This window comes from Anabaena sp. FACHB-1391 (genome assembly GCF_014696755.1).
Classification (GTDB): Bacteria; Cyanobacteriota; Cyanobacteriia; order Cyanobacteriales; family Nostocaceae; genus Dolichospermum; species Dolichospermum planctonicum.
Genome location: NZ_JACJQS010000042.1, coordinates 1 through 26,706 on the forward strand (window position 1 = coordinate 1; position 26,706 = coordinate 26,706).

The window sequence follows — 26,706 nt, forward strand, 5'->3', positions numbered from 1 at the left end:
CTTGAGGTGAAGACTTTGGGTGTAGCACAGCGATAGCGAAGCGCTGCTGCAAGCAGTTCGCTATATAATAGGGTAAGTTTAGGTTGAGTGAGGTACATTTTGTGCGGGCAAGATGCCCGCACCACAAGAGTTTTATTTTATTATTAATATCTGTACTTGAGGTAAAGGCTTTGGAGGTAGGATAGCGATAGCGAAGCGCTGCTGCAAGCAGTTCGCTATATTATATAGTAACGCACCATTTAAAATCATTGACATCATCAAAAAATCCCCCTCCTCATCCTGTACATCCTTTCATCCTGGATATCCTGATTCTGACATAAATTAGGTGACAGGTGCTACGCCACGGGGATAGGTGACAGGGAACAGCTTTTTGAGTAGGGTGTGTTAGCTATTCGTAACGCACCATTTTAAATCATTGACATCATCAAAAAATCCCCCTCCTCATCCTGTACATCCTTTCATCAGTTGACAGGGAACAGCCAACAAAATGCAAAAAAAACCGCGAAAAATTTGCTTTTTAGGTATTGACAAAGGATTTTAAATATGTTATCCTTATCTTGATAAGGAAGAACTATCTTAAATTATTTAATTAATAAAACAACAAAATCCCCAACCTCTCAAAGAAGTCGGGGATATGATTCAAAATCAAGCCTTACAGCATGGGTACAAACTGAGACTTATCAGGTACTTCCGCATACTCAGCCACGATTTGTCTAAGTTCGTCACCATTAATGGTTTCTTTTTCAATCAACAAATCAACTAAACGATCTGCAAGACTACGATGATCACGCATGATCTTCTTAGCGTTAGTATAGCATTCTTCCACAATCATTCTGACTTGAGCATCAATGCGACAAGCGATAGACTCGGAATATTCGGAACGGGTTGTCCAGTCACGACCCAGGAACACCTCACCCTGTTGGCTTTCCAGAGATAAAGGACCTAGATCAGACATTCCGAACCGTGTTACCATTTGTCGAGCCATGCCTGATAACTGCTGTAAGTCTCCACCAGCGCCAGTTGTCACTTCTGCTGCTCCAAAAATTACTTCCTCAGCAGCCCGACCACCTAAAGCCCCGGTAATTCTGGCCTTTAGCTGAGAACGGCTAATTAGACCCTGTTCTTCATTAGGCATAAACCAAGTTAAACCCTGGGCTTGTCCCCTGGGAATCAAAGTCACCTTTTGGACGGGGTCATGGTCTTTAAGTAAAGTCCCCACCAAAGCGTGTCCAATTTCATGGTAAGCAATCAACCGCTTACTCTTGCTGTCTACCAGGGGAGTACCTTCCATCCCCGCAACTACGCGGTCTACAGCATCATCAATTTCCGCTAAAGTGATACCCTCTTTGCGTCTTCTAGCAGTGAGAATAGCCGCTTCATTGAGCAGATTAGCTAAATCTGCACCGGTAAATCCTGGAGTTCGACGGGCGATCGCTTCCAAGGACACGCTATCATCCAACTTCTTATTTCTAGCATGAACCTGTAATACTTCCAAACGGCCTTTAATGTCTGGAGCATCTACCGTTACTTGTCTATCGAAACGACCAGGACGCAACAAAGCCGCATCTAAGACATCGGGACGGTTGGTAGCAGCAATAATAATAATGCCAGTATTGCCTTCAAAACCGTCCATTTCCGTTAATAATTGATTAAGGGTTTGTTCCCGTTCATCATTACCACCACCAATACCAGCGCCCCGTTGACGACCCACAGCGTCAATTTCATCAATAAAGATAATACAGGGAGCGTTATCTTTCGCTTTCTTAAACAAATCACGGACACGGGAAGCACCCACACCCACGAACATTTCTACAAATTCCGAACCGGAAATACTGAAAAAAGGAACACCAGCTTCACCAGCGATCGCTTTAGCGAGTAAAGTTTTACCAGTTCCTGGAGGTCCAACTAATAGTACACCCTTGGGAATCCGAGCGCCAACAGCGGTAAATTTTTCAGGTTGTTTCAGAAAAGTGACAACCTCTTGTAATTCTTCCTTTGCTTCTTCAATTCCCGCCACATCATCGAATTTTACCCCAGTTTTCGCTTCCATTTGGAAACGAGCGCGGGATTTGCCAAAATTCATCGCTTGTCCAGGACCACCGGGAAGATTATTAGAACGACGGAACAAAAAGAAAAGTCCCGTAATCAATAAAACCGGGAAAATCAAATTCCCCAAAAGTCCCCAGATTGCTCCGTCATTTCGCATGGGGTGGGCATCAAAGCTCACTTCCTTCTGTTTCAGCTTTTGAATCAATTCCGGGGCATTCACGGGCAAATCTACCCGCCAGCGTTGAGTGCGATTTTCGATGTCTTGGTCATTGGCCTCAATAATTGCCGTTCTCCCACCATCGTAAAGATCCACATTAATAACACGATCTGCGTCCAAATATTCCAGAAAGCGACCGTAGGTCATGCGGGTATTGGCAGCATTTTTACCCGTATCCGCAGAAGTGCCTGTAAAAGTGCCTTGCCAGAAGAAAAAGCCAATTACTAAGGCCAGCACTGACCAAAGTGCTACGACTCTCCAAGAAAATTTCATCTTTAATTTGCCTCTAGATACTAATATGACTGCTTTTGTAACGGATGTTTATAAATCCATTTTGTAATTTGAGCCATAAAACCTCGGTTTGCTTATGGCAGATTCATGAAGTTTGTCTAGAATCTTAATTAAATTTAACCTAATTCTCATAGTAATACCAATTAAAAATTAAAAATTAAACGTTAAATATTCCCAAAATCATACCCAGTAAGGATTTGGGGCTAATTTATATTTTGCTATCTCTATTACTAATTTTATGCTGGACTGCACAGGATTACCAAATTCATTTATTTTTCTTTATCTGTGTTTATCTGCGTTTATTGATATAGTTTATCTTTTGTATGCTTTAAAGCTAAATACAACGTAAATGGTACAGAGAATGAACCACGAAGAAACGAAGAAGCGAAGGTAAGAGTTTTAGAGAGATTTTTCGTGATGGGTGATAGTGTCATCGCTGATCTTGTAACTAATCATCGGTTAAAATATAGTAGACTTCTTGTGGAAATTTTTATGAAAGCAGAGTTAACAGCCATCATTGAGAGAGCAACGGAAGGAGGATATTGGGCAATTTGTCCAGAAATTTCTGGTGCTAATGGTCAAGGTGAAACCATTGAGGAAGCGAAAGAAAACTTGGAACTTGCTATTCAATTGATTATTGAAGATCGTATGGCAGATATCCGCAGGGGAATCACAGAAGATGCGATAGAAGAGACCATTTTAATTCCATGAAACGTAAAGAATTAGAAAAAAAGTGAAAACAAGCAGGTTGTTACTTAAAACAAGAAGGTGGTTCTCATTCTTTATGGATTAATCCTCAAACAGGTGTCATTGAGGCTGTACCAAGACATACAGAAATTAAGGAATTTTTAGCCCAGAAAATTCTTAAAAACTTAAATGCCGAATAAGTAGGTGAACACAATAAAACCAATCTGTGTAAAGAAAAGTAAAATCGCCCAAAACCTCTTCACTCTGTTCAACCTTCTCTACAAGGGTTTCAAGTCACGCACATTTAATTCTCACAAGATGTCTAATCATTTACTTAGCTCCCATAATTTTTAAAGTATAAGGTAGGGAATCATTTTCCTTGTAAGAACCAATCCAAATTTGGTAAGTTCCTGGTAGCCATTCACCAACAACACCGGGATTTTTACCATCAAAGTCATCATTACACCAAGTTCCACCAGGTCCTTTGATAATCATGGTCGTGTCCGCAGGACTGTTAACTACTAATTTTAGGTATTCAAATTTACTCAATAGTTTCAGCGTATGATCGGGTGCTTCATCCATAAATCCCTTACAAGGTCCAGTTGATGTTGTTTCTGTTTCGGCTATTTGGCTTCCGGGTATTGAACCACCACTCATTCCCCTGACTGTCAATGGATCTGGGGAAAATGGATATTGAATAGTAACATTTTCAAAAATCTGGGAAACTCGTTGAGCATTAGCCACTTGAGTAAATCCACCTGTAGTCCAGAGTATAATCATTCCTGTAGTCAATACTTTTTTGGACATTGTAATTATAGAAATTTGCTAAATACCTTTAAAGACATAAATTTACGGTCTCAAGTTCCTTTAGAGAAAAGACTTGAGTACCGCTGTGAGAATTTAAAATTCCAGAAAATTCTTACCCAATACTCAGTAATTAATTATTGCTAATTGCTTGATTCAAGCGGGATCTATCTAAACCAATCTGATTTAACAGTAACCAAGATTGAATTAAATCTGGTCCGTGTACATCCCCGGTTAAACCTGCTCTGAGCGATCGCATCACTAAGCCCTTTTTCACATTTTCTGTTTTTACAACTTGCTTAATTATACCTTGGGCTATATCTGCTGATAAATTTGGTTGACTCTCTAAAGCTGTAGTAATTGCTTGTAGTACAGCTTTAACACCTTCCTGCTGTAGTTGTTGACTACCTTCTTCAGTTAATTCTACACCATCAGTAAAAAATCCCTTGGTCATTTCCACAGCATCTACCAACCGAGTCAAACTAGCAGCAATTAACCCCGTTAATGATTCTAACCAAGGACGTTCTCTACCACCGTTAAATTGATAACCAGCTTTTTCCCAGAAGGGCATAAGTAAATCTGTAAGTTCCCCCACTGGCTTATGATGGAGATATTGGCTATTCAACCAGTCCAATTTATCCCAGTCAAATTTAGCACCAGCCTTATTCACTCGCTCAAAGCCAAAATCCTGAGCCGCTGATTCCAAATCAAAGATTTCTTGCGTGGAATCCCCTGGCGACCATCCTAATAAAGTCATATAATTTACTAGAGCTTCCGCCGTAAAACCCAGATCCTGAAAGTCACAAATAGAAGTTACTCCATCTCGTTTCGAGAGTTTTCGCCCTTCTTGGTTTAAAATCAAGGGTGTATGGGCAAATTCGGGAATTTTCGCCCCCAAAGCTTCATATAGTAAAATCTGTTTAGCTGTATTAGCGATATGGTCTTCACCCCGAATCACATGAGTAATTTCCATATCAATATCATCCACAACCACCACAAAATTATACAATGGTTGACCACTACCATCACTAGAAGCGCGAGCAATGACCATATCACCACCCAAATCACTACCACGCCAACTCATTTTACCCCGTACTAAGTCATTCCAAACAATTTCCCGATCATCGGCAATTTGGAAACGAATTACAGAAGAACGTCCTTGAGCCTCAAACTCAGCCCTTTGTTCTGGAGTTAAGTACCGATGACGGTTATCATAACGAGGTGCTTCACCTTTAGCCTTTTGCGCTTCTCGTAAAGCGTCTAATTCTTCAGATGTGGTATAACAGCGGTAAGCTAGTCCTTGATCTAGTAGTTTTTCAACTGCTTCCTTGTAAAGTTCTAAGCGTTGAGATTGGAAAAATGGACCTTCATCCCAATTCAATCCTAACCAGCGTAGTCCATTGAGAATATTATCTGTATATTCTGGACGCGATCGCTCTAAATCTGTATCTTCTATTCTTAAAATAAACTTGCCATGATGGTGACGAGCGAACAAGTAATTAAATACAGCCGTTCTCGCTGTACCAATATGTAAATTTCCGGTAGGACTTGGAGCTATACGGACTCTGACGGTCACAGTTGATTCTCTCTTTTATACAGCACAATTAAACTTACTGATATAAAACCTATGAGTATATATGAATATCTCAGCATTTTACATTCAGCACTTTTGAACAGGAATAAGGAAACCCGAAACTTAATCACGGGTAACAGGCTTGATTATAACCCAATTTAAGTTTCTTTTCCTATTCCTACATGGTATATTGTCCAGGGCGAACGATGGGACTCGAACCCACGAATGGTGGTACCACAAACCACTGCCTTAACCACTTGGCTACGCTCGCCATTCAACTTATTTTTCAATAATAACACTAACTAAAAAAATGATCAAGCCTTTTTGATCAGAAATTTAGATAATTTTCTTGGTAGTCTTTGAAAGACCAACAACTACCGACTTCAAGTTGAAATATGAAACTTTTAACTACTCTCATCAGTATAGGAGCAGTAAGTGTTACTATATTGGGGGTGATTATGGCCAAAACCAACCCCAATCAGATTGAGTATGAAAAGTATGCAGTTCACAAGCTGACAACATACTTAGAAACTGATGTATGTCAAAAGACTCCGAATTTCCTGGAAAGATTAATTAAAGTTGATTGTCATCAAATGCTTCAAACGCTTAAACCAGAAATTAAAGAACTTATTACCAGTACAACCAACCGACAAGACTATATAATCTTTAGTATTTATAGAAGTGAAATTAAACTTGATTCGTGGATACCAGGTTACAAGTTTGAAACTGTGGGAGCATTGAATCAATTTTATACTTACAATGCCGAAGAAAAATAAATAGGGAATAGGTGGGAATTTTACCAATGACAACTAATGACTAATACAGCTTATCTTTTAGTATCTCACGGAAGTCGTGATCCTCGTCCAGATTTGGCCATGCAGCAATTAGCTAGGCTGTTAAGTGAGATGTTACCCCAAGGGGAAGACTTGATAGGTATTGCTACCCTAGAGGCCAATATCCAACCTTTACATCAACAAATTCAAGATTTCGCTGATCAAGTTCAGGCTTTTGGCTGTAAAATAGTGCAAATTATACCCCTATTTTTGTTACCGGGTTTTCATCTCATGACTGATATTCCCGCAGAAATAGCACTGGCACAACAGGCAATAAATGAAAGAATAAGAATAGAATTATGTCCTCATGTCGGTAGTTATCCTGGGTTAGAAAAATTTGTTTCTAGGATGATGATGACAGTAAAAGCTGATGTATCAATTATCCTAGCTCATGGCAGTCGTCGTCCTGGTTCTCATAGACCCGTAGAAAATATAGCAGCTAGTGTGGGTGCATTTACAGCTTATTGGTCTGTACCTCCCAGTTTAGAACTAAGAGTCAAGGAATTGATTACCGCTGGTTATGAACAAATTGCGATTTTTCCCTACTTTTTATTTACAGGTGGCATAACTGATGCGATCGCTTTGGCAGTAGAAACGCTAAAATTGGAGTTTCCATCAGTAACTTTTCAACTCGCACCACCTTTAGGAACAAGTCGAGAATTTGCTGATTTAATCGGGGATTTGATCAAAGAAGGGGAAAAAGTTTTTGGGTAAAGTTTATTTAGTTGGTGCAGGTCCAGGAGATCCTGGACTCATGACTATCAAGGGAAAAGATTTATTAGCTTGTGCAGATGTAGTTATTTATGATGCTTTGGTAAGTCCAGAAGTATTAAATATGATTAATCCCGCAGCAGAACAAATTAACGCTGGTAAACGGATGGGTAGGCATTCTTTATTACAAGAAGCTACCACAGAATTACTGATAGAAAAGGCGGCAAATCATGCTGTTGTCGTCAGACTCAAAGGTGGTGATCCCTTTATTTTCGGTCGTGGTGGGGAAGAAATGGCAGAATTGGTAGCCGCAGGGATTCCCGTAGAAGTTGTACCAGGGATTACATCAGGAATAGCTGCTGCGGCCTATGCTGGTATTCCTTTAACCCATCGCCTTTATAGTTCTTCTGTAACTTTTGTGACTGGACATGAATCTGCTGGTAAATATAAACCCCATGTGAATTGGTCAGCCATAGCCCATGGTTCAGAAACTATCGTAATTTATATGGGTATACACAATTTACCCTACATTGTAGAGCAGTTAACTGTAGCTGGATTGAGTTTAGATACACCCATGGCCTTAATTCGTTGGGGAACTCGGCCAGAACAGGAAGAATTAATTGGTGAATTAGGTACAATTGTGACACAAGTAGAAGAAAGGGGATTTCTCGCACCTGCAATAGCCGTAATTGGTGCAGTCGTTAAAATGCACAGTATATTATCTGATTCTGTACAGGAGAAAAAATAGAGGAAAAGTTTGGTTAGGGTTACACTGATTAAATCCTTTTTATTTGTCCTTTGTGTTGATATTCTGTTGTTGAATAATCTCGCTAATTTCTGCCAAACTTAAATTTAAAACCTGTGCGATTTGTTCTCTAGTTAAACCCAATGCGATCAAACCAGGAACTGCGTCTAACTTGGCTTTGCGTTCACCTTCTTCTTTTGCTTCTTGATAAAATCGGGTTTGTTTTAACTCACTTAATCCAAACATAGCTTCTATTTCCTCCCTATTCATTCTTGGAAACTTGTAAATTAAAATTGTCTCGATGATTTGTAATAGTTGTTGCTGTTGAAGTTGAGAATTGATCTCTTCTTTAGTTCTGGTGATTAATTCTCTAGCTTGGGTAATGGAATTATCTGGGTTAGCGATGATTAGTTTTATTGTAGCAATCCCAATGGGTAAAGATGTTGTTTCTGCTAATTCATCGAGATAAATAACTCTAACTCGTTGACTGGTGAAAAATTCTTGATAATGCTGAATATCTCTTGTATCTATGCTGCTGGTTGGATAGATAACTACCGCACTCCAGTGATTTTTGGGGTTGTTTTGGCGAATGTAAAGAAATATTTCGCTAAAAAGTCTATGGTAGAGATCCTTGTCTGATTGAAATTGTACTTCTAAAAAGTAGATGGGGTTATCTGTATTTTGGTTAGGTAAGAAAACTCCATCTATTCTCAAGGCTGTTTGTTTGACTTCAACTGATGAAAATTGATAAAGTTCGGCTAGTTGGGGGGAGTTACCAATCAGTTCAAAAAATATGCTAGGTATTTCTTGAAACAATCGGTAAAATATGCTGTCTGTTTTCATTTTAAAAAGTTGTTTTTAGCGATATCCAGGCTTTCATCAAGTGTTACCCCAAATTCTAGCGTATTAAACCCGGATTTTTATAAAGAAATCTCTAAAAATCCACTATTTCATCAATTAAATCTTTTTGAAAATAATTCATCTGTCTCAAAAAATTATGTAAACAATTGAAGAAGCTAAAAAACAACTTGATATGCTGATCAAAAAAGCTAGGTAGGATAAGTTATCGCTCAAATACAAGAATACAAATCTTTTTGATACAGATCAAGCTAGATGTGAATATTTAAAGGTTATGTAATTTTTATCCCTCCTCGAAATTCCCGCAGAGCTTGAGCATGATTTTCTATATTAATACAACCCATCAATAAATCTACATCTAAACTCGGTAAGAGTTGCGATTTACTAACAGCTTCATAGCCATCATTTCCTAAAGTATAAAACAATAATTCATCATTCATCCAAAACCAAACTTCAGGAATTTGTAACCGTTTGTATGCTTCCAGTTTATTAATTCCTCCACTACTAACAACCACCTCAATCACTAAATCAGGGCGTTTTCTATTTGCTCCCAATTCATAAGATTCATCAGCTTCTTTTTTGACCTTTTCAAATTCATTTTCTAGGGTAACAGAACCAGTAGGAGTAAAATCTAATTCCAAAAATTCTAAATAAATTTCTAGTAAAGCACCAATACGTTTTTTGATAGTTTCGTGTTTTTTCCCTGGCATTTTCCGAATCTCCAAGACTCCATCTAAAAAAGATAACCTTAACCCTGGGCGATCAATTAGCTGTTCAACAGCTTTAAATTCTCTCCAGGTTAAGTCACTAATTAAAATTGGTTCTGCTTCTCGTTCAATGAGTGTAGTTATCATAATTTAAACCCAAATTTAGAGATTGAATTTTGCTCAAGGTGATATCATATAAAAACAGATTATCATAAAAAATATCATGCAAGCATACAAACTCAAAGGAAAAATTGATCAATCTGGTAACTTGCTGATTACCGAACTTGTGAATTTACCCCCCGGAAATGTGGAAGTAATAGTCTGGCCAGCTACAGATACCCATGATCATACCACAACCAGTGAACCAGCACCAGAAACACCAAAAAGACGAACTAAAATCAAGGCTTTGCAAAACTGGTTTGAAAAAACCCAACCCGCACCTCCTGATTTTGATCCAGATCAAGCTAAATGGGAACATTTAAAGGAGAAACATAATCTGTGAAAATCTTGCTTGATACCAACATCATTATAGATATTTCCACAAAAACAATGATAAAATAGTTTGTGAATCAAGTCTTTGTTTGTGCCTATTCTCAATTCAATTTACACAAGAAGATAAATAATTATGCTATCAGTTGAAGAGTTAATTCAAGAAGCCTTGTCTTTACCCAGTTCTAGCAGAGTATTTTTAGTAGAAAAACTAATTGAAAGTCTAGAATCTGATATTGATGAAAATATCCAAAAGATTTGGAACACAGAAGCTAAAAAACGCCGGGATGAAATACGTAATCATACTGTTAAACCAATTTCTGGAGAAATCGCTTTAGCTCAAATTAGACAAATTTTAGAAAAATGAAAAATGAAAAATGCAGAAAATGAAATTGAAATAGCACAAAATTTTATCAATGCTGTTGAAGATGCCATTTTCCGAATTATTGAATCACTTAAACGCTATCCAGTTAGCGATGAAGATATTCGTCGGTGTTTAGTGCGTAAGTTTTCCTATGGAATACTCTATACCATAGAAGATGAATACATTTTAATTGTAGCGGTTATGCACTGTAGTCGTAAACCAAAATATTGGCAAGAAGTGAACCAGCGCCAGAAACACCAAAAAGAATGGTACAGCAAAGAGAGGAATCCTTGATGATTTGAGAGGATGTTTTACTAGGAGATGATGATGAAAGTTGTCTGGAGTAGTTGATTCAAGGAGAGTTAGCGGGTTTGTGGTCTTGTTCTGTTGCTTATGATTGTAGAATTATCTTTAACTTTTCTGAGGATGAGAAGTTATTAGAAATGGTTATTTTATTGATAGATATTGGCAGCCATGATGAGGTTTATTAACCTGATTTGTGAATTTTTACACAATGTGTTCAAAAATTATTTTCAGTAAATCCTCTTGAGAAAAAGGCTTTTCTAAATAACCATTAGCTTTGACAAATTTGGCTTTTACTCTATCCCTTAATCCCATTCTTTCTGTCATCAAAATTATAGGAGTATCTTGATAATGTGTGTGTTTTCGTAATAAAGAACAGATTTCATAGCCATTTAAATTAGGCATTTCTATGTTTAGTAAAATGATATCTGGTTGTACTCGCAGAATTTCCATTAAAGCTTGGGAAGAATCTGTAAATTTGATCACATTGAATATTTGTTCATCCAAAAATTCTGACACAGCATTTAAAATTTTCTGATTATCATCTATGGAAAAAATACTGCATTTCTGCTTCTCTCTGATAAAGGAGTTACTTGACTGATTTATATTTCCCTGATTATTAACTTGATCAGAATTGCTTTTGGGTAATTTTTCCTGGGATGTTTTGGGTACTTCTAACTGATAATAAGGTTCAAAATTCAAATTTTCTTGAACATCAACTTTTGCTGCTGATTGACATGGTTCTACTAAGGCTTTTAAATTTAAATGGCAAAATTTAGGCAGATTGTCTAAAAAAGTATTAGGAACAAATTCATAACTGCCATATTTTAAATTCAGCAAGGATTGTAAAACTTCTAGTGCTAACTCCTCAATTAGTAAAGCCGCTTGAAAATGACTAATATATTTTTGATTAACTAACCAACAAATAGCTAAATAATCTGGACTTGGTATTGAATGATTCTCAATATCTTTTTCAAAAATCATCCGCACTTGTTCATTAATTCCTCTGGGGAGAGTTGAGATTTGCTGACTTAATCTCTGTAAGTTCCGGTAAAGAGGTTTAAACATTTCTTCAGAATAACCAGCGTAAATTAGTTTACCCTGATCCATATATATTGACCAAGCACCAGATTCGCTAAATACTTGCAAACAACCAGTGTACGAACTATTAGTAATCTTCTTTAATATGTTGATTGGTTGTAGTTTTTGGAAAAATCTATATCTAGTAATAGGAGTAGCGTTCATTTTCTGGGATGGTTCATTAAAGTTGTTTTTCATTATCAGTTACTCACTGTATTTTATCAATATTCCGAATCCTGATTCTTGAATTCTTCCCTTTAGGTTACTCTAGATTTTTTAGAGAAATAAAAAAGTATGTTAAACATAAGATGAAGATAAAAAAATGAAGTGGTGATTTTCTACCGACACGACTCTAATTTTTGATCTCAATGTTGCTTAAATTACCCAATACCCAATCGTGTCTACAATTAATATCCAAGTTATAGAAAATAGCGATCGCTTAGACCGCTATTTATCCCAGAAGTTATCAGATTTGTCCCGTTCTCGCATCCAGCAACTCATAGAACAGGGTCATGTCCAAGTTAATGATCAAATTTGCACATCTAAGAAGGTTAATCTCAAAATAGGCGATCGCATTTCTCTAGAAATTCCCGCCATCGAACCTTTACAACTCATAGCAGCGGATATTCCTCTAGATATCCTCTATGAAGATGAGGAGTTAATTATTCTCAATAAACCCGCTGGTTTGGTTGTTCACCCCGCACCCGGTCATCCTGACGGAACTTTAGTTAATGCTATATTGGCCCATTGTCCTAATTTACCCGGTATTGGCGGTATTCAACGTCCTGGAATAGTTCACCGCTTGGATAAAGATACTACCGGAGCGATTGTTATTGCTAAAACGGATTTAGCTTATCAGCATTTACAAGCACAATTACAAGCAAAAACCGCCAGACGAGAATATTTAGGTTTAGTTTACGGTGTTCCCAAAACGGAAACTGGAAGCATAGACTTACCCATTGGTCGCAATCCCCAAGACCGCAAAAAAATGGGAATTGTTTCTCTAGAAGATGGTGGACGCGCTGCAATAACTCACTGGCAAGTACAAGAGCGTCTTGCTAACTACACATTAATCCACTTTCAACTAGAAACAGGACGTACCCATCAAATTCGCGTCCACAGTGCCAAAATTGGTCATCCTATCGTTGGTGACCCTCTTTATAGTTCTGCTCATTCTATCGGCGTAAATTTGCCAGGACAAGCCCTACACGCTTGGAAACTCCAGTTACAACATCCTGTTTCTGGAAAGTTGCTTGAAGTAACAGCACCCCTTCCCCGCAGTTTTACCACTTTACTAGAAGTATTGCGTCGCCGTAGTGGGGTTTGTTAAGAATTTATGAGTAAATAACGATTTACTCTCAATTTGTGAATATAACTTTTTTTTCATTCACATCCCCCCATGGGGGAAAAAAATAGAAAGTTTTCAAAATATTTAGAAATGTAAATTTAACACTCCTTAACAAAATTCAGGAAAGCTATAAATGGGATAAAACCCTTATATTCTTTTAATTACAAGGGTTTTCAGGAATATTTAAGCAAGCTTAAATTGGTTAATATTGCGATTTTTTGCAAAAAATGTAAAGTTATGTAACAAAAATATCTAGAAATTCTTAGTTGAATACCTTGTATGTAAAGGATTTGAGGCTTTTCTTAGGCGAACATCTTATTTATTCATAATTTGTAATAAATAAAGGTTCTATAGCATTGTATAAACATAAGCTGTAGGGGTTAAACAACAGAAGAAAGTTAAATAAAGCAGGTGATTCATTGAATTTGCCAGTTTCTCATAAATTTACCCTTGACTCTCATAATTTCTGGTTTGTAAACTGTAAACTAGAGAGGAGAGAAGACTTGAGAACGGCTTTGATTTGACTTCGTTGCCAACCAATCCGAATTAGTTTTAATTTAGAGATCTCTCAACTAAGTAATTTAGGAGATTAGAGTCCATGACATTAGATGTATTTTCCAAGGTTGTTTCCCAAGCTGACGCTCGTGGTGAATTCCTCAGCACCGAACAGCTAGATGCTTTGACCGCAGTAGTAGCCGCTGGTAGCAAGCGTTTAGACACTGTTAACCGCATCACCAGCAACGCTAAAGACATCGTTACCGATGCTGCTCGTGCTTTGTTTGAAGAACAGCCCAATTTGATCGCTCCTGGTGGAAACGCTTACACCAACCGTCGGATGGCTGCTTGTTTGCGCGACATGGAAATTATCTTGCGCTATGTAACCTATGCAGCATTAGCGGGTGATGCTAGTGTTCTAGATGACCGTTGCTTAAATGGCTTACGGGAAACCTACCAAGCTTTGGGTACCCCTGGTGCTTCAGTAGCAGTTGGTGTTGGCAAAATGAAAGAAGCAGCGATCGCTAAAATCAACGATCCTAACGGGATCACCAAGGGTGATTGTAGTTCTTTGGTTTCTGAAGTTGCAAGCTACTTTGATCGTGCTGCGGCTGCTGTTGCCTAAAAATTACAAATTAGCTCCCGTCTAAATTGAGCTTTTTTCATAACCTGCATGGCGTAGCCATACAAAACAAGCAAGAAACAATCTAGGAGATTTTCACCAATGAAAACACCAATTACCGAAGCAATTGCATCTGCTGATACCCAAGGACGCTTTTTAAGCAACACCGAATTACAAGCTGTTAACGGTCGTTTCGTTCGCGCTGCTGCCAGCATGGAAGCTGCTCGTGGTTTAACCGCTAATGCTCAAAAATTGATTGATGGTGCTACCAGCGCTGTTTACAGCAAATTCCCTTATACCACCTCTACCCCAGGCGCTCAATTCGCATCTGATGCTCGTGGTAAAGCTAAATGCGCTCGTGACGTTGGTCACTACCTACGCATCATCACCTATAGCCTAGTTGCTGGTGGTACAGGTCCTTTGGATGAGTTCTTGATTGCTGGTTTGTCTGAAATCAACGGCGCGTTTGATTTGTCTCCCAGCTGGTACGTAGAAGCTTTAAAATCCATCAAAGCTAATCATGGTTTGAGTGGTCAAGCTGCTAACGAAGCTAATACCTACATTGACTACGCCATCAACGCTCTTAGCTAGATAGCGTCATGCCCGGAGAGGGATACAATTATTAGATGAAGTTACCCCTCAAGGGGTTCGCCAGTTATTGCTCATGGAGTCACTGCGTTAGTTGGAAAATATCCAACTGTAAATTAAGTGGCGTTAAGACCTCCAAGATCATCCTGGTTCACCTAGCAATTGGATCTAGCTCCGGGCATAGTTTTATCTACAAATAAGGCAAGAGTCAAGAGGGAATAGGTAAGTCCTAATTACCAACGACCAACTTGGATTAAATACCAAGCTTTATTCCGCCAAAATTCGGCACAATAAAGGGAAAAAACATGGCAATTACAACAGCAGCCTCCAGACTAGGAACAGAGCCTTTCAGCGACGCACCCAGAGTTGAACTGCGCCCCAGCGCCAGCCGGGAAGAAGTAGAAGCTGTAATTCGTGCCGTTTATCGTCAAGTCTTAGGAAATGACTATATACTGGCATCAGATCGCTTAATTAGTGCAGAATCACTGCTACGTGACGGCAATTTAAGCGTGAAAGAGTTTGTCCGCAGCGTCGCTAAATCAGAACTCTACAAATCTAAATTCTTCTACAACAGTTTCCAAACTCGGTTAATTGAACTCAACTATAAACATTTGTTGGGTCGCGCACCATACAATGAGTCAGAAGTGACTTACCACTTAGACTTATATATTAACCAAGGTTACGACGCGGAAATTGACTCCTACATTGATTCCCAAGAGTATCAGAATAGCTTTGGGGAAAATGTTGTTCCTTATTATCGCGGGTTCGATTTTCAAACGGGACAAAATGCAGCCGGTTTTACGCGGATGTTCCGTTTATACAGAGGTTATGCTAACAGCGATACCGCTCAGGTTGAAGGTTCTAAATCCCGTTTGGCGCGGGAATTAGCTAGTAATAAAACCTCCTCAGTTGTTGGACCATCTGGTAGTAACAATAACTGGGGTTTCCGCGTATCTGTAGATGACGCTCCTAAGCAAAATCTAGGTAATGCCGTTGGGGAATCCAATCGCACTTACCGGATTGAAGTTACAGGTATTCGCAATCCAGGATACCCCAAAGTCCGCCGTAGCAGTACAGTGTTTATTGTGCCTTACGAGCGCCTTTTAGAGAAAATGCAGCAAATTCATAGAGTTGGCGGCAAAATTGCCAGCATAACATCAACCTAAGCGCTGCTCACGGACAAAACTCACATAGGAGATATAGAAGTAATGTTCGGTCAAACTACACTTGGTGCTAGTAGCGTTTCTTCATCTGCCAGCCGCGTATTTCGTTACGAAGTTGTGGGCTTAAAGCAAAACCAAGAAAGCGACAAGAACAAATTCGACATTCGCCGCAGTGGTAGCGTATTTATTACCGTACCCTACAGCCGCATGAATGAAGAAATGCAGCGGATTAGCCGTCTAGGTGGCAAAATCGTCAAAATTGAAACTTTGACAGCGGCGGAATAAGCATCAAGCCCTGGCAATGATAGAACCCAGTGGAGAAGCATATCCTGCGGAAAATGCACCAAATCTCACACCAGAGATAGCTATTGCTAACCTGCAATCATCAGATCTAAGTCTCCGCTATTATGCTGCTTGGTGGTTGGGTAAGTTCCGAATCAGTCAGCCACAAGCCATAGACGCACTTATCAGCGCGTTAGAGGATGAAGCCGACAGAACAGAACTAGGAGGTTATCCCTTACGGCGCAATGCCGCTAGATCACTTGGTAAATTGGGCAACTTGAAAGCTGTACCAGGTTTAATTAAGTGCTTGGAATGTGCTGATTTTTATGTCCGCGAAGCCGCAGCCCAATCTTTGGCCATGCTCAAGGATAAAACAGCATTACCAGCATTGATAAAACTACTAGATGGGGGTGTTGACCAAGCAGTACAAGTACCTGGTTTACCTCATCTTACCCAGCCCTATACGGCAATATTAGAAGCCTTGGGAGCTATGGGTGCAACTGAGGCTATTTCTCTTGTCCAGCCTTTTCTTCAGCATCCAGTTCCCCGATTACAATGCTCCGCAGCCAGAGCCATGTACCAACTGACACAAGACCCCATCTATGGTGAGTTATTAGTGAAAACTTTGGTGACGGGTGATTTAAAAATGCGTCGCGTTGTTTTGGGAGACCTGGGGGCAATTGGGTATTTAGCAGCAGCAGAGGCTATTGCTCAAGCACAAGTGGAAAATAGCTTTAAACTGATTGCTTTGAAAGGATTATTAGAGTATCAACTGCCAGAACAGTCTGATACTTTTGGTATATCTGAACCAGCTACCCGAGTTATGAATTTGATGGACTCACTCTTATAGTCAGTAGTCAGTTGTCAATTATCAGTTGCAAAACTACTGACTACTGACCACTGACCACTGAGAAAAAATGGATGAACTAATTCGGGCTATTGCCACAGCTGAAACACCTTACCAACTGGTGACAGCAGTGAAGAATTTGGCAGCAATTAAAGATACATCAGCAATTCCCACTTTAATCGCTGTATTTGGTTATAACAATCCAGAAGCAGCGATAGTGGCAGCGGCAGCATTAACAGAGTTGGGAGAGGTAGCAGTCCCACAATTGCTAAACCTTGATGATTATAACTATGGCGCACGGGCTTATTCAATTCGCACTCTGGCAGCGATCGCTGATCCTCGCGCTTTAGATGTTCTTATTGATACTACATTGACTGACTTTGCCCCTAGTGTCCGCCGTGCGGCTGCTAAGGGACTAGGAAACTTACAATGGCATAAGCTAGACATTGTTGCCAGTGAAATAGCTACAAATCGCGCCCTAGAGACACTAATGTGCATCTGTGAAGATACAGACTGGTCAATTCGTTATGCTGCTGTTGTTGGGTTACAAGCTTTAGCGAAAGTAGCTACAGTTAGATCACCTATTTTTGCTAAATTTGCATCAATGCTGACTAAAGATACTGAAAAAGCAGTTCGCGCTCGCATTCAGTTGGCCTATAGCCAGTAAAGTAATTTACATACCATATAACAAGGTAAAAGTAAAAATGTCAATACCACTACTAGCATACCCCCCTAAATCGCAAAATCAGCGAGTAGAAGGCTACGAAGTCCCCAACGAAGATACACCAACGATGTATCGCTTAAATTATGCCACTTCTGACCAAGATATTGATAGCATCATCTGGGCGGCATATCGGCAAATTTTCAGCGAACACCTGATTTTAGACAGTTATCGGCAAAACTTCTTAGAATCACAACTGCGAAATCGGGCTATTACCCTGCGGGATTTTATCCGGGGTTTAGGCAAATCAGACGTTTACCGCACTCAAGTAGCAGATACAAACTCTAATTATCGTTTAGTTGACATTACTTTAAAACGGTTCTTAGGCCGGGCTGCTTACAATAAAGACGAAGAAATCGCTTGGTCAATTGTCATTGCTACCAAAGGATTACATGGGTTTATAGATGCTTTATTGGATTCCAGTGAGTATTTAGACAACTTTGGTGATGACATTGTACCTTTTCAACGTCGTCGTTTTGGCGATCGCCCCTTTAATTTAGTTAATCCCCGTTACAATGCTTATTGGCGTGATACCCAAAACATTCGCGGTATAACTGGTCGTTCCTTCTACACAGCCCGGACATCAGGACAACTGACTACAGCGGATATCAGACGGGCAATTCCGGCTAATTTCTTCGCTATGGCAGGGTCAATTATTACCAACGAACGCAACTACCAACGTAGTTTAGCCACAGCCCAATCTTTCGTCAGTAGCCTGGAAATACCCGATACTTCCCGCGAAATCGGTACACCACAACCCACTATTAAACCCGTAGCAGTTTCCTTACCTTACCGGTATATCCCCGCTAACGCCAAAAATTAGTAATTCGCAAGAAGCAAGAGGCAAGAGGCAAGAGAAAAATAAATATCTTCCTATTACCTATTACCTATTACCTAACAACTGACAAACATGACAATACCTTTACTAGAATACAAACCCAGTTCTCAAAACCAGCGTGTTTCTGGTTATGAAGTTGCTAACGAAGATACACCCACAATTTACCGCATCGAAGACTGTTCCTTTGGTGAAGAAGTAGAAGAATTAATTTGGGCAGCTTATCGGCAACTTTTCAGTGAACACGTTATCCTCAAATTTTACCGTCAAGTTAATTTAGAATCCCAAGTAAAAAACAAGGCAATTACCGTCCGTGATTTTATCCGGGGTTTAGCTAAATCTGAAGCTTTCCAAAGTTTGGTAATTCAGACTAATTCTAATTACAGATTAGTAGAAATTGGACTAAAACGGTTATTAGGTCGCGCACCATACAACAAAGAAGAAGAAATTGCTTGGTCAATTGTCATTGCTACTAAAGGCTGGGGTGGCTTTGTTGATACTTTGCTAGATTCTGAAGAATATCAAAGTAACTTTGGTGAAAATATTGTTCCCTATCAAAGACGGCGTTATAAAGATAGACCCTTTAATTTGGTAACACCACGATACAGCGATTATTGGCGCGACCAACTCGAAGATGCTCGTTATAAATGGGGTGACATCAAAAACTTTTTGGATATGGCAAATTCCATTAAGATTAAAACAGTGACTTACACACCAGTTAGCACTGCTAATATCCAAATCCCTAACACCACAAGACAAACAACATCAACTGGTATTCCTGTTTCCGTTAGTCCTAGTGCTGGGTTTCCCGTGCGCTAAATAGTTTTTTATCTAGCTGGGTAATCTGGGTGAAAAAAGTTCAAAAGTTTGCATTTTTTTAAGGATTTTAATTTTAGTTACTTTGCTAAGTATAACAACATTTTGAGATGCCAACTTTACCAAAAGGCAGGTTTTTTAAAATGGCAATTCCTTTACTTGAATACAAACCTACAACTCAAAACCAAAGAGTTAGTAGTTTCGGCGCAGCAGATACAAATGAAGACAGTCCTTACATCTACCGCATTGAAAATGCTAACTCTCCCGGCGAAATTCAACAACTAATTTGGGCGGCTTATCGCCAAATTTTCAACGAACAGGAAATTCTCAAATTTAACCGCCAAATTAACTTAGAAACACAACTCAAAAATAGGTCAATTACGGTTAAAGACTTCATTCGCGGTTTGGTGAAATCAGAGCGATTTTATCAGCTAGTTGTGACACCAAATAACAACTATCGCTTGGTAGAAATGTTCCTGAAAAGGATCTTAGGTCGTTCTCCTTACAATGAGCAAGAAAAAATTGCCTGGTCAATTCAAATTGCTACTCTAGGTTGGGGAAAATTTGTTGATGTTTTAATTGATAGTAGCGAGTATGAACAAGCTTTTGGTGATTCTACCGTACCCTATCAACGCAAACGCATGACCACAGACCGACCAATCAGCTTTATGCCCCGCTATGGTGCTGATTATCGAGACCGGGCAGGTATTGTCCAAAGAGGTCGGTATAATCAATGGCGTGGGTTTGTCTACCCAAACTCTGGGCCAAATGTTGATTGGGGGGCGCTATCTGCTGTATTACTAGTCATAACCGCAGGTATCGTCTTCTTATTTATTCTCAATTGGTTAGGAATGAGTTCTATTTACTAACCGTTTCAGGGGAAAATAAGATTAAGAAGAAATAGGGAATAATACGGGGAATTTACACCCTATTCCCTATTCCCTAATTCATTATCTTTGTTTAACTTAATCATAAAAGGAAAAAAACAATATGGCATTGCCATTACTTGAATACAAACCAAGCACCCAAAATCACCGGGTAAGCAGTTTTGGACCTGCTGACCAAAATGAAGATACACCTTATATCTATCGTTTAGAAGATGTTAGTTCTTACACTGACATAACAAGCATCCTTTGGGCTGCTTATCGTCAAGTTTTCAGTGAACATGAAATCCTCAAATTTAACCGTCAAGTTACTTTAGAATCTCAACTTAAAAACGGTTCTTTGTCAGTGCGTGACTTTATTCGGGGTTTAGCAAAATCTGAAGCTTTCTATCGTTTAGTCGTTTCTGTTAATAACAACTACCGTTTAGTAGATATCACCCTCAAACGTTTATTGGGTCGTTGTGCTTACAATAAAAAAGAAGAAATTGCTTGGTCAATTGTCATTTGTAACAAAGGTTTTGGCGGTTTTGTTGATGTTTTATTAGACAGCGCCGAATACACCGAAAATTTTGGCGAAAATACTGTACCTTACCAACGGAAGCGTTTTGTAGACCGTCCCTTTAATTTGGTAACACCCCGTTACGGTGCTGACTTCCAAGAAACAGCAGGTACTGTCAAAACTGACTGGCGCTTTACTTTGGAGAATTTCTACACCGCCAAAGCGAAAGAAAAGCGCATGGCCGAAGGAGATCCTCGCAAATTCGCAGCTATGGCAGCTTCTGTATCTGGTAAAGGTAACTACGCACAAAAGTTATCTTCCTTTGATATTGACTACCTCAATGCTGTTCCTTATCGTGGTAGACGCTAGGTAAGTTAAGCCTGGGGCGGTGTTGCTGAATTAGGGTATGAAAGTCAGAAATTACATTTCTCCTCTTATTGTTTGCGTTTTTGCGTTTCTGCATGAGGCTTCATACTTTTATTCGGCAACACCATTTGTTTATTCAAGTATGTAGATATAATTTTCTAGTTTTCAAAGATTATAGGACTTACGCACGAGTCACGGAATAGGGAGAATAAGGGTTTGAGAGGTATTTTGCGTAAATCCTATGATAAATTTACTTAAGACCTAGCCATGAAAGTACACCTTGATTTGTAGTGTATTCAATCACTACCATTAAAATGAAGCCAATCATGGCCGCTCTACCATTTAATCGTTCGGCATATTCATTGAAGCCAAACTTGGGTTCTTCTAATTTAGGGGTAACAGTTGGTTGTTGTGTCATAATCAGTGGTTTCTCTCTTGTAATTGTCAAACAAAAATTTACAGGGATTTTTCAACTAAATTTCAGAGTATGGTGATCCGTGCTTTACAATTTTTAATTATTCTTTATCTATTGTAATAAGACTGGCCGATTAGTCAAGGTGAAAAAGACTAAAAATTTCGGATTTTGAATTGCTGAATACGGAAATAGTTAAATAGGTACTGGCACGCTAAAGTAAAACAACAGAATATCAGAGGTTATTAATGGAAATTGGTGTTCCTAAAGAAACTAAAGATCAAGAATTTCGGGTAGGGTTAAGTCCTTCTAGTGTCAGGGTGTTACGGGAAAATGGCCATAATATATTTGTAGAAAGTCAAGCTGGGAATGGTGCGGGATTTACTGATGAGGATTACGGCAATGCTGGGGCTGAAATTGTTGATAAAGCCGATGCTGCTTGGGATAGAGAGTTAGTTGTCAAAGTGAAAGAGCCTTTGACAAGTGAGTATAAGTTTTTGCAAAAAGAACAGTTGTTATTTACTTATTTACATTTAGCAGCAAATCGCCAATTAACAGAATATTTAATTGATTGTGGCATTTGTGCGATCGCTTATGAAACCGTAGAACAACCGGGAGCAAATAGACTTCCCTTACTCACTCCTATGAGTATTGTTGCCGGTCGGTTAGCGGTCCAATTTGGTGCTAGATTCTTAGAACGTCAACAAGGGGGAAGAGGGGTACTGTTAGGAGGTATACCGGGGGTTAAAGCTGGTAAAGTGGTGATTTTAGGTGGTGGTGTGGTGGGTACAGAAGCCGCAAAAATTGCCGTGGGTATGGGTGCAATGGTGCAAATATTAGATGTTAATGTGGAACGGTTATCCTACCTAGAAACCCTGTTTGGTTCGAGAGTAGAACTACTTTACAGCAATTCTGCCCATATTGAAGCAGCAGTTAAAGAAGCTGATTTACTGATTGGTGCGGTGTTAATTCCTGGTAAAAAAGCACCCATTTTAGTATCTCGTGAATTAGTTAAACAAATGCGTCCTGGTTCAGTGATTGTTGATGTGGCTGTGGATCAAGGTGGATGTGTTGAAACGCTACAACCGACATCTCATACAAATCCTGTATATATTGATGAGGGGGTAGTACATTATGGAGTTCCGAATATGCCAGGAGCAGTACCTTGGACATCAACACAAGCTCTTAACAACAGTACCTTACCCTATACTGTCCAGTTAGCAAATTTGGGAATTAAAGCTTTAGAGGTTAACCCAGCTTTAGCAAAAGGTTTAAACGTTAAAAATCATCATCTTGTACACCCCGCTCTCAAAGAGGTGTTCCCTGATTTAGTTGGGTAAGCTGTACTGCACTTAATTTGTATAATTATAGCGGGCATCCTGCCCGCACCACAAGATTTAGCCATATATTGATCAAACAACGGGCCCAGGGGGGTTTTGTCTGTGTAGCCGTGATTTATAATCACCAGGTATTTGATCACATCAAATCGGATTCCTCTATATATTCCTGCAAACAAGTATATTAATAGGGGTGGAAACTAATAGATGAAACAGCGTCAAAAACTATTTGACCTTATTTCACCATTGATAAAATAATACCTACTAGTGAACCTAAAATTAACGCAATACTACTTAAAGAACTAATTGCAAAACCTGGACCACGTTTTTCCGCTGCTTGGTAATATCCCCAAGCATAAGCAATACGTCCCACTACCCAAGCTGCACCTAGCCCAGAACCCCAAATAGGACTAACGTAAACAGAAAATAACCATAAAGCCGGGATAAATAGAGCCAGTTGTTCTAAGGTGTTTTGCTGTACCCGTAATACTCTTTCAAAATCGGGGTTTCCTGTAGTCTGTGGTACAGGGACTTGATACTTAAATCTGGCTCTACCAACGTTGATTGTGACGACAAAGTATAGTATAAGTGCGGAAACAGTCACTAAACTAGGATAAGGAGACATAAACTTTAGTAAAATCAGAAATTGGCTTTATCTACAAAGTATTATAGATTATATCAAGTTCAGTTAATTAATTAAACTACAATAAGACCAATAGGACTTACGCAAGTGTCACAATAAATTATATGATCATCTCATTTGTTTGTAGTCAGAGCTTTAGCCCTGATGAATGTTACCATAGTTTATAGAAGATAGAACTAAAGTCTTAACTTCGATTTGATCTGTGATGCCAGTTGCGTCCTGTACAATTTTCTAGCATCCCTACCTCGGTCTGTGTCAGGGTTGGAGTTGTGGATTTTATAAGTAATCAAGCGAAAATGATATTATCAGCGAGGAACTTATTTATTTAATTAACCATGACCAATGACAGAACCACTAATTGAATTAAGGGGTATTTCTAAATCCTTCGGTAAGAACAAAGTTTTAGATGATGTTGATCTGAAAATATACCGAGGCCAAGCATTAGGGATTATTGGACCATCGGGAACTGGTAAGTCAACAATTTTACGGGTAATAGCAGGTTTATTAAAACCCGATGCGGGAGAAATTTATATTCAAGGAGTACGAAGGAATGGTTTAATAGAAGATGCTGCTGATCCTGTGGGGATTGGGATGGTATTTCAACAAGCCGCCTTATTTGACTCCTTGACAGTCGAAGAAAATATCGGCTTTTTACTTTATCAAAATTCTAAGTTAAAGCGATCGCAAATTCGTGAACTAGTCCGAGAAAAATTAGAACTGGTGGGTTTAGCAGATATTAGTCATCTCTACCCCTCAGAACTTTCTGGAGGAATGCGAAAAAGGGTAAGCTTTGCGAGAGCAATTATGTCTAATCCTCAACGTCCTACAGATAATCCAGAGGTTTTATTATACGATGAACCTACCGCTGGACTCGACCCCATAGCCTCAACTGTAATTGAGGATCTCATCCGCAGTTTACAGCATACCCAGGGAGTTTGTAGTACATACTCCATTGTTACTCACCAAGATAGTACCATTCGCCGTACCTCTGACCAAATAGTATTTCTTTATCAGGGGAAAGTACAATGGCAAGGTACAGTAGCTGCCTTAGATCATACAGAAAATCCTTTGATTAGACAATTTATGAGTGGGAGCGTACATGGACCGATTCAAGTCACGGGTTAAGTACCAAGTCAAAGAAAATTACCAAGCTTACTTTTTTTGGTGGAGGAATAAATGCGAGGTCTAATGAGCGGTTTTACGTCTACACGCATGATCAGGGAAGGTTCTGTAGGATTGTTACTCTTACTAGGGTTAGGTGCATTTGGGGTAATTTTACTATGGTTGAATAGGCTCACCCCCGGACAAACATCTTATCAAGCAATTGTCGAATTTGCTAACGCCGGCGGAATGCAAAAAGGTTCACCTGTGCGTTTTCGTGGTGTAAAAGTAGGGACTATTACCAGTGTTAAAGCTGGAGCAAATGCTGTTGATGTCGAAATTCAAATTAATTCACCTGATTTAAAGATTCCCAGTAATTCCCTAATTGAAGCCAATCAAAGTGGATTAATTAGCGAAAATATTATTGATATTACACCAAAGGGCGATTTACCTAGAAATATTACCGCTAAACCCCTAGATAAAGACTGTAATCCCAGTTTGATTGTTTGTAATGGTTCTCGCTTAAAAGGTGTAATTGGTATCAGTGTTGATGAAATGATACGGAACTCTTCTGACTTTGCGGCTCAGTATAGTAGCGACAAATTCTATAATAATGTTAACCGCACTTTGGAAACTTCCGCCAATGCTGCGGCCAATATCGCAGCTTTGACTAAGGATTTGCAAAGTTTGAGCAAAAGCGTTCGCGGGCAATTAACTGTATTCTCTGATACTGCAACAACATTGAAAACCTCCACAAACCAACTAACTGCAACTACAATCACAACAGCGGATCAATTAAGAACCACAGCAAAGGATTTTAGTGAAACATCTAAACAGGCAAATCGTTTACTTAATAACTTAGATAGTCTTGTCACTACCAATCGTTCTTCTCTAGTTGGAACTTTGAATAGTATGACAGAAACCAGTAACCAACTTCGTCAGACAGTGATGAGTTTATCACCAACGATTAATCGCTTAACCCAAGGAGAATTACTGAAAAACTTAGAAACACTCTCAGCAAATGCAGCGGAAGCTTCCGCGAATTTAAAAGATGCTTCTAAAACCCTGAATGATCCAAAAAACATTGTCTTATTACAACAAACTTTAGATGCAGCTAGGGTAACATTTGAAAATACTCAAAAAATTACATCTGATTTAGACGAATTAACGGGTGATCCTAAGTTCCGCCAAAATTTACTACAATTAGTGAATGGTTTAAGTAAATTAGTTTCTTCTAGTAAAGATGTACAAGAACAGACAAAAGTAGCTGTAACTTTAGACTCTCTTAAAACCGCTACTAACCCCCCAAAGGTAGTAATTACCGCACCTATTCCCGAAAAACAAGTATCGGTAATCAGTCCCGAACTAGAAACACCACAGAAAGTAGAGACAATTCCCCAACCAGTCCCACAAACACCCAATTCATCTTCAGAAGAACTGCTTGAGCAACTTCGAGATGATCGAGAGCAGGGAAAAATAACAACTGACAATTGACCACCCACTAATTCCAGTCCTCCTCCTCTTTTTTGCCACGACTTTTGTAAATTCCGCCTGTATGATGAATTTGACGGGTTTTTATAAATAATTCATCCTCCGTCAACCCCCAACGTTGTAAAACCTGATCTAAGTCATTTTGGATGTCTCGCGCACCTGGAAAACCTTGATAGCGGATTTTTAGTCTCGCTAATTCTGATAAATTGTAGTCGTTTGCGTCTTGAGCAAGTAGAATATCAATAAGGGGGCGATCGCGGTTGTAAAGTGGATGTTGTTGATCATTACTATCGGGCTTTTGTGTCATAATCAATACTAGTACAAAGTTGACAACCAATCAACAACTCAAGAGCGAAAAATCTCGATCATTGCTAGTTATCTATTATTATCTAAATAATGACGGCAACTACCCCTTGTCACTTACGGATCTCACTATTGGCATTGAGCTTTAAATAAAGATACATTATCTTTAAGAAAATACAAAAAACTTTAGATAAGGGTGAACTTAATCTCACCCAAAATCCAAGCAGCACGAGGGAAAGAAC

30 protein-coding genes and 1 tRNA gene are annotated in these 26,706 nt (G+C 39.1%); 21 read left to right on the forward strand and 10 right to left on the reverse strand.

The window, feature by feature from the left end; all coding sequences use genetic code 11:
- Positions 1–652: 652 nt before the first annotated feature.
- Positions 653–2,539 (reverse strand): ATP-dependent zinc metalloprotease FtsH2, encoded by a 1,887-nt coding sequence (gene ftsH2, locus H6F62_RS17105; protein WP_190372552.1) that lies wholly within the window; start codon positions 2,537–2,539, stop codon positions 653–655.
- Positions 2,540–3,049: 510 nt separating this feature from the next.
- Here ftsH2 and H6F62_RS17110 point away from each other — a divergent pair.
- The gene (locus H6F62_RS17110) at positions 3,050–3,268 is read left to right on the forward strand and encodes a type II toxin-antitoxin system HicB family antitoxin (RefSeq protein WP_137908434.1); all 219 of its coding nucleotides are present in this window, start codon (positions 3,050–3,052) and stop codon (positions 3,266–3,268) included.
- A 306-nt stretch (positions 3,269–3,574) separates the two neighbouring features.
- Here the strand turns inward: H6F62_RS17110 and H6F62_RS17115 are convergent, their stop codons facing one another.
- From H6F62_RS17115 to H6F62_RS17125, 3 genes are all read right to left on the reverse strand, one after another.
- Positions 3,575–4,051 carry a hypothetical protein gene (locus tag H6F62_RS17115; protein WP_190372553.1) on the reverse strand — a complete coding sequence of 159 codons (477 nt, stop codon included), beginning with the start codon at positions 4,049–4,051 and terminating at the stop codon, positions 3,575–3,577.
- Positions 4,052–4,181: 130 nt separating this feature from the next.
- The gene (gene gltX / locus H6F62_RS17120) at positions 4,182–5,624 is read right to left on the reverse strand and encodes a glutamate--tRNA ligase (RefSeq protein ID WP_190372554.1); all 1,443 of its coding nucleotides are present in this window, start codon (positions 5,622–5,624) and stop codon (positions 4,182–4,184) included.
- A gap of 195 nt (positions 5,625–5,819) precedes the next feature.
- A tRNA-His gene (locus tag H6F62_RS17125) sits at positions 5,820–5,892 on the reverse strand.
- A 124-nt stretch (positions 5,893–6,016) separates the two neighbouring features.
- Here H6F62_RS17125 and H6F62_RS17130 point away from each other — a divergent pair.
- The 3 genes from H6F62_RS17130 to cobA are packed head-to-tail and all read left to right on the forward strand — an operon-like array spanning position 6,017 to position 7,913.
- Positions 6,017–6,397: a DUF4359 domain-containing protein gene (locus H6F62_RS17130; RefSeq protein WP_190372555.1), complete on the forward strand. Its 381-nt coding sequence runs from the start codon at positions 6,017–6,019 to the stop codon at positions 6,395–6,397.
- Between the two features lie 36 nt (positions 6,398–6,433).
- The gene (locus H6F62_RS17135; RefSeq protein ID WP_190372556.1) at positions 6,434–7,168 is read left to right on the forward strand and encodes a sirohydrochlorin chelatase; all 735 of its coding nucleotides are present in this window, start codon (positions 6,434–6,436) and stop codon (positions 7,166–7,168) included.
- On the forward strand, positions 7,161–7,913 hold the full coding sequence (cobA, locus tag H6F62_RS17140) for a uroporphyrinogen-III C-methyltransferase (RefSeq protein WP_190372557.1): 753 nt from the start codon (positions 7,161–7,163) through the stop codon (positions 7,911–7,913). The genes H6F62_RS17135 and cobA overlap by 8 nt, the downstream gene beginning before the upstream one ends.
- 39 nt (positions 7,914–7,952) lie before the next feature.
- Here the strand turns inward: cobA and H6F62_RS17145 are convergent, their stop codons facing one another.
- Positions 7,953–8,753 carry an Rpn family recombination-promoting nuclease/putative transposase gene (locus tag H6F62_RS17145; protein ID WP_190372558.1) on the reverse strand — a complete coding sequence of 267 codons (801 nt, stop codon included), beginning with the start codon at positions 8,751–8,753 and terminating at the stop codon, positions 7,953–7,955.
- A 287-nt stretch (positions 8,754–9,040) separates the two neighbouring features.
- Positions 9,041–9,622, reverse strand: a complete 582-nt coding sequence (locus H6F62_RS17150) for a Uma2 family endonuclease (RefSeq protein ID WP_137908440.1) — start codon at positions 9,620–9,622, stop codon at positions 9,041–9,043.
- Positions 9,623–9,698: 76 nt separating this feature from the next.
- Between H6F62_RS17150 and H6F62_RS17155 the strand changes: the two genes are divergently transcribed.
- The 3 genes from H6F62_RS17155 (at position 9,699) to H6F62_RS17165 (ending at position 10,622) form a co-directional block, all read left to right on the forward strand.
- Complete coding sequence (locus tag H6F62_RS17155) at positions 9,699–9,977, forward strand: hypothetical protein (RefSeq protein WP_137908441.1); 279 nt, start codon at positions 9,699–9,701, stop codon at positions 9,975–9,977.
- Between the two features lie 123 nt (positions 9,978–10,100).
- Positions 10,101–10,331 carry an addiction module protein gene (locus tag H6F62_RS17160; protein ID WP_137908442.1) on the forward strand — a complete coding sequence of 77 codons (231 nt, stop codon included), beginning with the start codon at positions 10,101–10,103 and terminating at the stop codon, positions 10,329–10,331.
- A 3-nt stretch (positions 10,332–10,334) separates the two neighbouring features.
- Positions 10,335–10,622, forward strand: coding sequence for a type II toxin-antitoxin system RelE/ParE family toxin (locus H6F62_RS17165; protein WP_190372559.1), 288 nt, complete (start codon positions 10,335–10,337; stop codon positions 10,620–10,622).
- A gap of 213 nt (positions 10,623–10,835) precedes the next feature.
- On the opposite strand, the gene H6F62_RS17170 is transcribed toward H6F62_RS17165, so the two are convergent.
- Complete coding sequence (locus tag H6F62_RS17170; RefSeq protein WP_190372569.1) at positions 10,836–11,876, reverse strand: response regulator; 1,041 nt, start codon at positions 11,874–11,876, stop codon at positions 10,836–10,838.
- A gap of 232 nt (positions 11,877–12,108) precedes the next feature.
- Here H6F62_RS17170 and H6F62_RS17175 point away from each other — a divergent pair, with 232 nt between their 5' ends.
- The 11 genes from H6F62_RS17175 (at position 12,109) to H6F62_RS17225 (ending at position 21,180) form a co-directional block, all read left to right on the forward strand.
- Positions 12,109–13,041, forward strand: coding sequence for an RluA family pseudouridine synthase (locus H6F62_RS17175; RefSeq protein WP_137908444.1), 933 nt, complete (start codon positions 12,109–12,111; stop codon positions 13,039–13,041).
- 616 nt (positions 13,042–13,657) lie between these two features.
- On the forward strand, positions 13,658–14,179 hold the full coding sequence (locus H6F62_RS17180; protein ID WP_028084588.1) for a phycocyanin subunit beta: 522 nt from the start codon (positions 13,658–13,660) through the stop codon (positions 14,177–14,179).
- A gap of 99 nt (positions 14,180–14,278) precedes the next feature.
- Positions 14,279–14,767, forward strand: a complete 489-nt coding sequence (cpcA, locus tag H6F62_RS17185) for a phycocyanin subunit alpha (RefSeq protein WP_028084587.1) — start codon at positions 14,279–14,281, stop codon at positions 14,765–14,767.
- A 302-nt stretch (positions 14,768–15,069) separates the two neighbouring features.
- Positions 15,070–15,930 (forward strand): phycobilisome linker polypeptide, encoded by an 861-nt coding sequence (locus tag H6F62_RS17190; RefSeq protein ID WP_028084586.1) that lies wholly within the window; start codon positions 15,070–15,072, stop codon positions 15,928–15,930.
- A gap of 42 nt (positions 15,931–15,972) precedes the next feature.
- Positions 15,973–16,212, forward strand: coding sequence for a phycobilisome linker polypeptide (locus H6F62_RS17195; protein WP_137908445.1), 240 nt, complete (start codon positions 15,973–15,975; stop codon positions 16,210–16,212).
- A gap of 16 nt (positions 16,213–16,228) precedes the next feature.
- The gene (locus H6F62_RS17200; RefSeq protein ID WP_137908446.1) at positions 16,229–17,059 is read left to right on the forward strand and encodes a HEAT repeat domain-containing protein; all 831 of its coding nucleotides are present in this window, start codon (positions 16,229–16,231) and stop codon (positions 17,057–17,059) included.
- Between the two features lie 67 nt (positions 17,060–17,126).
- Positions 17,127–17,723, forward strand: coding sequence for a HEAT repeat domain-containing protein (locus H6F62_RS17205; RefSeq protein WP_190372560.1), 597 nt, complete (start codon positions 17,127–17,129; stop codon positions 17,721–17,723).
- A gap of 37 nt (positions 17,724–17,760) precedes the next feature.
- A complete protein-coding gene (locus H6F62_RS17210) occupies positions 17,761–18,600 on the forward strand; it encodes a phycobilisome rod-core linker polypeptide (RefSeq protein ID WP_137908448.1) in 840 nt (279 codons plus the stop codon).
- 87 nt (positions 18,601–18,687) lie between these two features.
- Positions 18,688–19,431: a phycobilisome rod-core linker polypeptide gene (locus H6F62_RS17215; RefSeq protein WP_137908449.1), complete on the forward strand. Its 744-nt coding sequence runs from the start codon at positions 18,688–18,690 to the stop codon at positions 19,429–19,431.
- A 140-nt stretch (positions 19,432–19,571) separates the two neighbouring features.
- Positions 19,572–20,297 (forward strand): phycobilisome rod-core linker polypeptide, encoded by a 726-nt coding sequence (locus H6F62_RS17220; RefSeq protein ID WP_137908450.1) that lies wholly within the window; start codon positions 19,572–19,574, stop codon positions 20,295–20,297.
- Between the two features lie 121 nt (positions 20,298–20,418).
- Positions 20,419–21,180, forward strand: coding sequence for a phycobilisome rod-core linker polypeptide (locus tag H6F62_RS17225; protein WP_137908451.1), 762 nt, complete (start codon positions 20,419–20,421; stop codon positions 21,178–21,180).
- 247 nt (positions 21,181–21,427) lie between these two features.
- Here the strand turns inward: H6F62_RS17225 and H6F62_RS17230 are convergent, their stop codons facing one another.
- Positions 21,428–21,595: a chlorophyll a/b-binding protein gene (locus H6F62_RS17230; RefSeq protein ID WP_137908452.1), complete on the reverse strand. Its 168-nt coding sequence runs from the start codon at positions 21,593–21,595 to the stop codon at positions 21,428–21,430.
- Between the two features lie 242 nt (positions 21,596–21,837).
- On the opposite strand from H6F62_RS17230, the gene ald reads away from it, so the two are divergent.
- The gene (gene ald, locus H6F62_RS17235; RefSeq protein ID WP_137908453.1) at positions 21,838–22,929 is read left to right on the forward strand and encodes an alanine dehydrogenase; all 1,092 of its coding nucleotides are present in this window, start codon (positions 21,838–21,840) and stop codon (positions 22,927–22,929) included.
- A 232-nt stretch (positions 22,930–23,161) separates the two neighbouring features.
- On the opposite strand, the gene H6F62_RS17240 is transcribed toward ald, so the two are convergent.
- On the reverse strand, positions 23,162–23,551 hold the full coding sequence (locus H6F62_RS17240; protein ID WP_137908454.1) for an MAPEG family protein: 390 nt from the start codon (positions 23,549–23,551) through the stop codon (positions 23,162–23,164).
- Positions 23,552–23,911: 360 nt separating this feature from the next.
- On the opposite strand from H6F62_RS17240, the gene H6F62_RS17245 reads away from it, so the two are divergent.
- Complete coding sequence (locus H6F62_RS17245; protein WP_137908455.1) at positions 23,912–24,694, forward strand: ATP-binding cassette domain-containing protein; 783 nt, start codon at positions 23,912–23,914, stop codon at positions 24,692–24,694.
- Between the two features lie 51 nt (positions 24,695–24,745).
- Positions 24,746–26,164, forward strand: a complete 1,419-nt coding sequence (locus H6F62_RS17250; protein ID WP_137908456.1) for an MlaD family protein — start codon at positions 24,746–24,748, stop codon at positions 26,162–26,164.
- Between the two features lie 7 nt (positions 26,165–26,171).
- On the opposite strand, the gene H6F62_RS17255 is transcribed toward H6F62_RS17250, so the two are convergent.
- Entirely contained in the window at positions 26,172–26,468 is a 297-nt protein-coding gene (locus H6F62_RS17255; RefSeq protein ID WP_190372561.1) for a DUF3288 family protein, read from the reverse strand.
- Between the last annotated feature and the right edge of the window lie 238 nt (positions 26,469–26,706).

Excerpts from the sequence above, each read along its gene's own strand:
- ald (WP_137908453.1), top strand. The coding sequence starts at position 21,838 with ATGGAAATTGGTGTTCCTAAAGAAACTAAAGATCAAGAATTTCGGGTA.
- H6F62_RS17180 (WP_028084588.1), top strand. The coding sequence starts at position 13,658 with ATGACATTAGATGTATTTTCCAAGGTTGTTTCCCAAGCTGACGCTCGT.
- H6F62_RS17110 (WP_137908434.1), top strand. The coding sequence starts at position 3,050 with ATGAAAGCAGAGTTAACAGCCATCATTGAGAGAGCAACGGAAGGAGGA.
- H6F62_RS17220 (WP_137908450.1), top strand. The coding sequence starts at position 19,572 with ATGGCAATTCCTTTACTTGAATACAAACCTACAACTCAAAACCAAAGA.
- H6F62_RS17135 (WP_190372556.1), top strand. The coding sequence starts at position 6,434 with ATGACTAATACAGCTTATCTTTTAGTATCTCACGGAAGTCGTGATCCT.
- H6F62_RS17230 (WP_137908452.1), bottom strand. The coding sequence starts at position 21,595 with ATGACACAACAACCAACTGTTACCCCTAAATTAGAAGAACCCAAGTTT.
- H6F62_RS17225 (WP_137908451.1), top strand. The coding sequence starts at position 20,419 with ATGGCATTGCCATTACTTGAATACAAACCAAGCACCCAAAATCACCGG.
- H6F62_RS17150 (WP_137908440.1), bottom strand. The coding sequence starts at position 9,622 with ATGATAACTACACTCATTGAACGAGAAGCAGAACCAATTTTAATTAGT.
- cpcA (WP_028084587.1), top strand. The coding sequence starts at position 14,279 with ATGAAAACACCAATTACCGAAGCAATTGCATCTGCTGATACCCAAGGA.
- H6F62_RS17210 (WP_137908448.1), top strand. The coding sequence starts at position 17,761 with ATGTCAATACCACTACTAGCATACCCCCCTAAATCGCAAAATCAGCGA.
- H6F62_RS17215 (WP_137908449.1), top strand. The coding sequence starts at position 18,688 with ATGACAATACCTTTACTAGAATACAAACCCAGTTCTCAAAACCAGCGT.
- H6F62_RS17240 (WP_137908454.1), bottom strand. The coding sequence starts at position 23,551 with ATGTCTCCTTATCCTAGTTTAGTGACTGTTTCCGCACTTATACTATAC.
- H6F62_RS17145 (WP_190372558.1), bottom strand. The coding sequence starts at position 8,753 with ATGAAAACAGACAGCATATTTTACCGATTGTTTCAAGAAATACCTAGC.
- H6F62_RS17165 (WP_190372559.1), top strand. The coding sequence starts at position 10,335 with ATGAAAAATGCAGAAAATGAAATTGAAATAGCACAAAATTTTATCAAT.
- H6F62_RS17205 (WP_190372560.1), top strand. The coding sequence starts at position 17,127 with ATGGATGAACTAATTCGGGCTATTGCCACAGCTGAAACACCTTACCAA.
- H6F62_RS17170 (WP_190372569.1), bottom strand. The coding sequence starts at position 11,876 with ATGAACGCTACTCCTATTACTAGATATAGATTTTTCCAAAAACTACAA.
- H6F62_RS17160 (WP_137908442.1), top strand. The coding sequence starts at position 10,101 with ATGCTATCAGTTGAAGAGTTAATTCAAGAAGCCTTGTCTTTACCCAGT.
- H6F62_RS17130 (WP_190372555.1), top strand. The coding sequence starts at position 6,017 with ATGAAACTTTTAACTACTCTCATCAGTATAGGAGCAGTAAGTGTTACT.
- H6F62_RS17190 (WP_028084586.1), top strand. The coding sequence starts at position 15,070 with ATGGCAATTACAACAGCAGCCTCCAGACTAGGAACAGAGCCTTTCAGC.
- H6F62_RS17155 (WP_137908441.1), top strand. The coding sequence starts at position 9,699 with ATGCAAGCATACAAACTCAAAGGAAAAATTGATCAATCTGGTAACTTG.
- H6F62_RS17115 (WP_190372553.1), bottom strand. The coding sequence starts at position 4,051 with ATGTCCAAAAAAGTATTGACTACAGGAATGATTATACTCTGGACTACA.
- H6F62_RS17255 (WP_190372561.1), bottom strand. The coding sequence starts at position 26,468 with ATGACACAAAAGCCCGATAGTAATGATCAACAACATCCACTTTACAAC.
- H6F62_RS17200 (WP_137908446.1), top strand. The coding sequence starts at position 16,229 with ATGATAGAACCCAGTGGAGAAGCATATCCTGCGGAAAATGCACCAAAT.
- H6F62_RS17250 (WP_137908456.1), top strand. The coding sequence starts at position 24,746 with ATGCGAGGTCTAATGAGCGGTTTTACGTCTACACGCATGATCAGGGAA.
- ftsH2 (WP_190372552.1), bottom strand. The coding sequence starts at position 2,539 with ATGAAATTTTCTTGGAGAGTCGTAGCACTTTGGTCAGTGCTGGCCTTA.
- H6F62_RS17245 (WP_137908455.1), top strand. The coding sequence starts at position 23,912 with ATGACAGAACCACTAATTGAATTAAGGGGTATTTCTAAATCCTTCGGT.
- H6F62_RS17195 (WP_137908445.1), top strand. The coding sequence starts at position 15,973 with ATGTTCGGTCAAACTACACTTGGTGCTAGTAGCGTTTCTTCATCTGCC.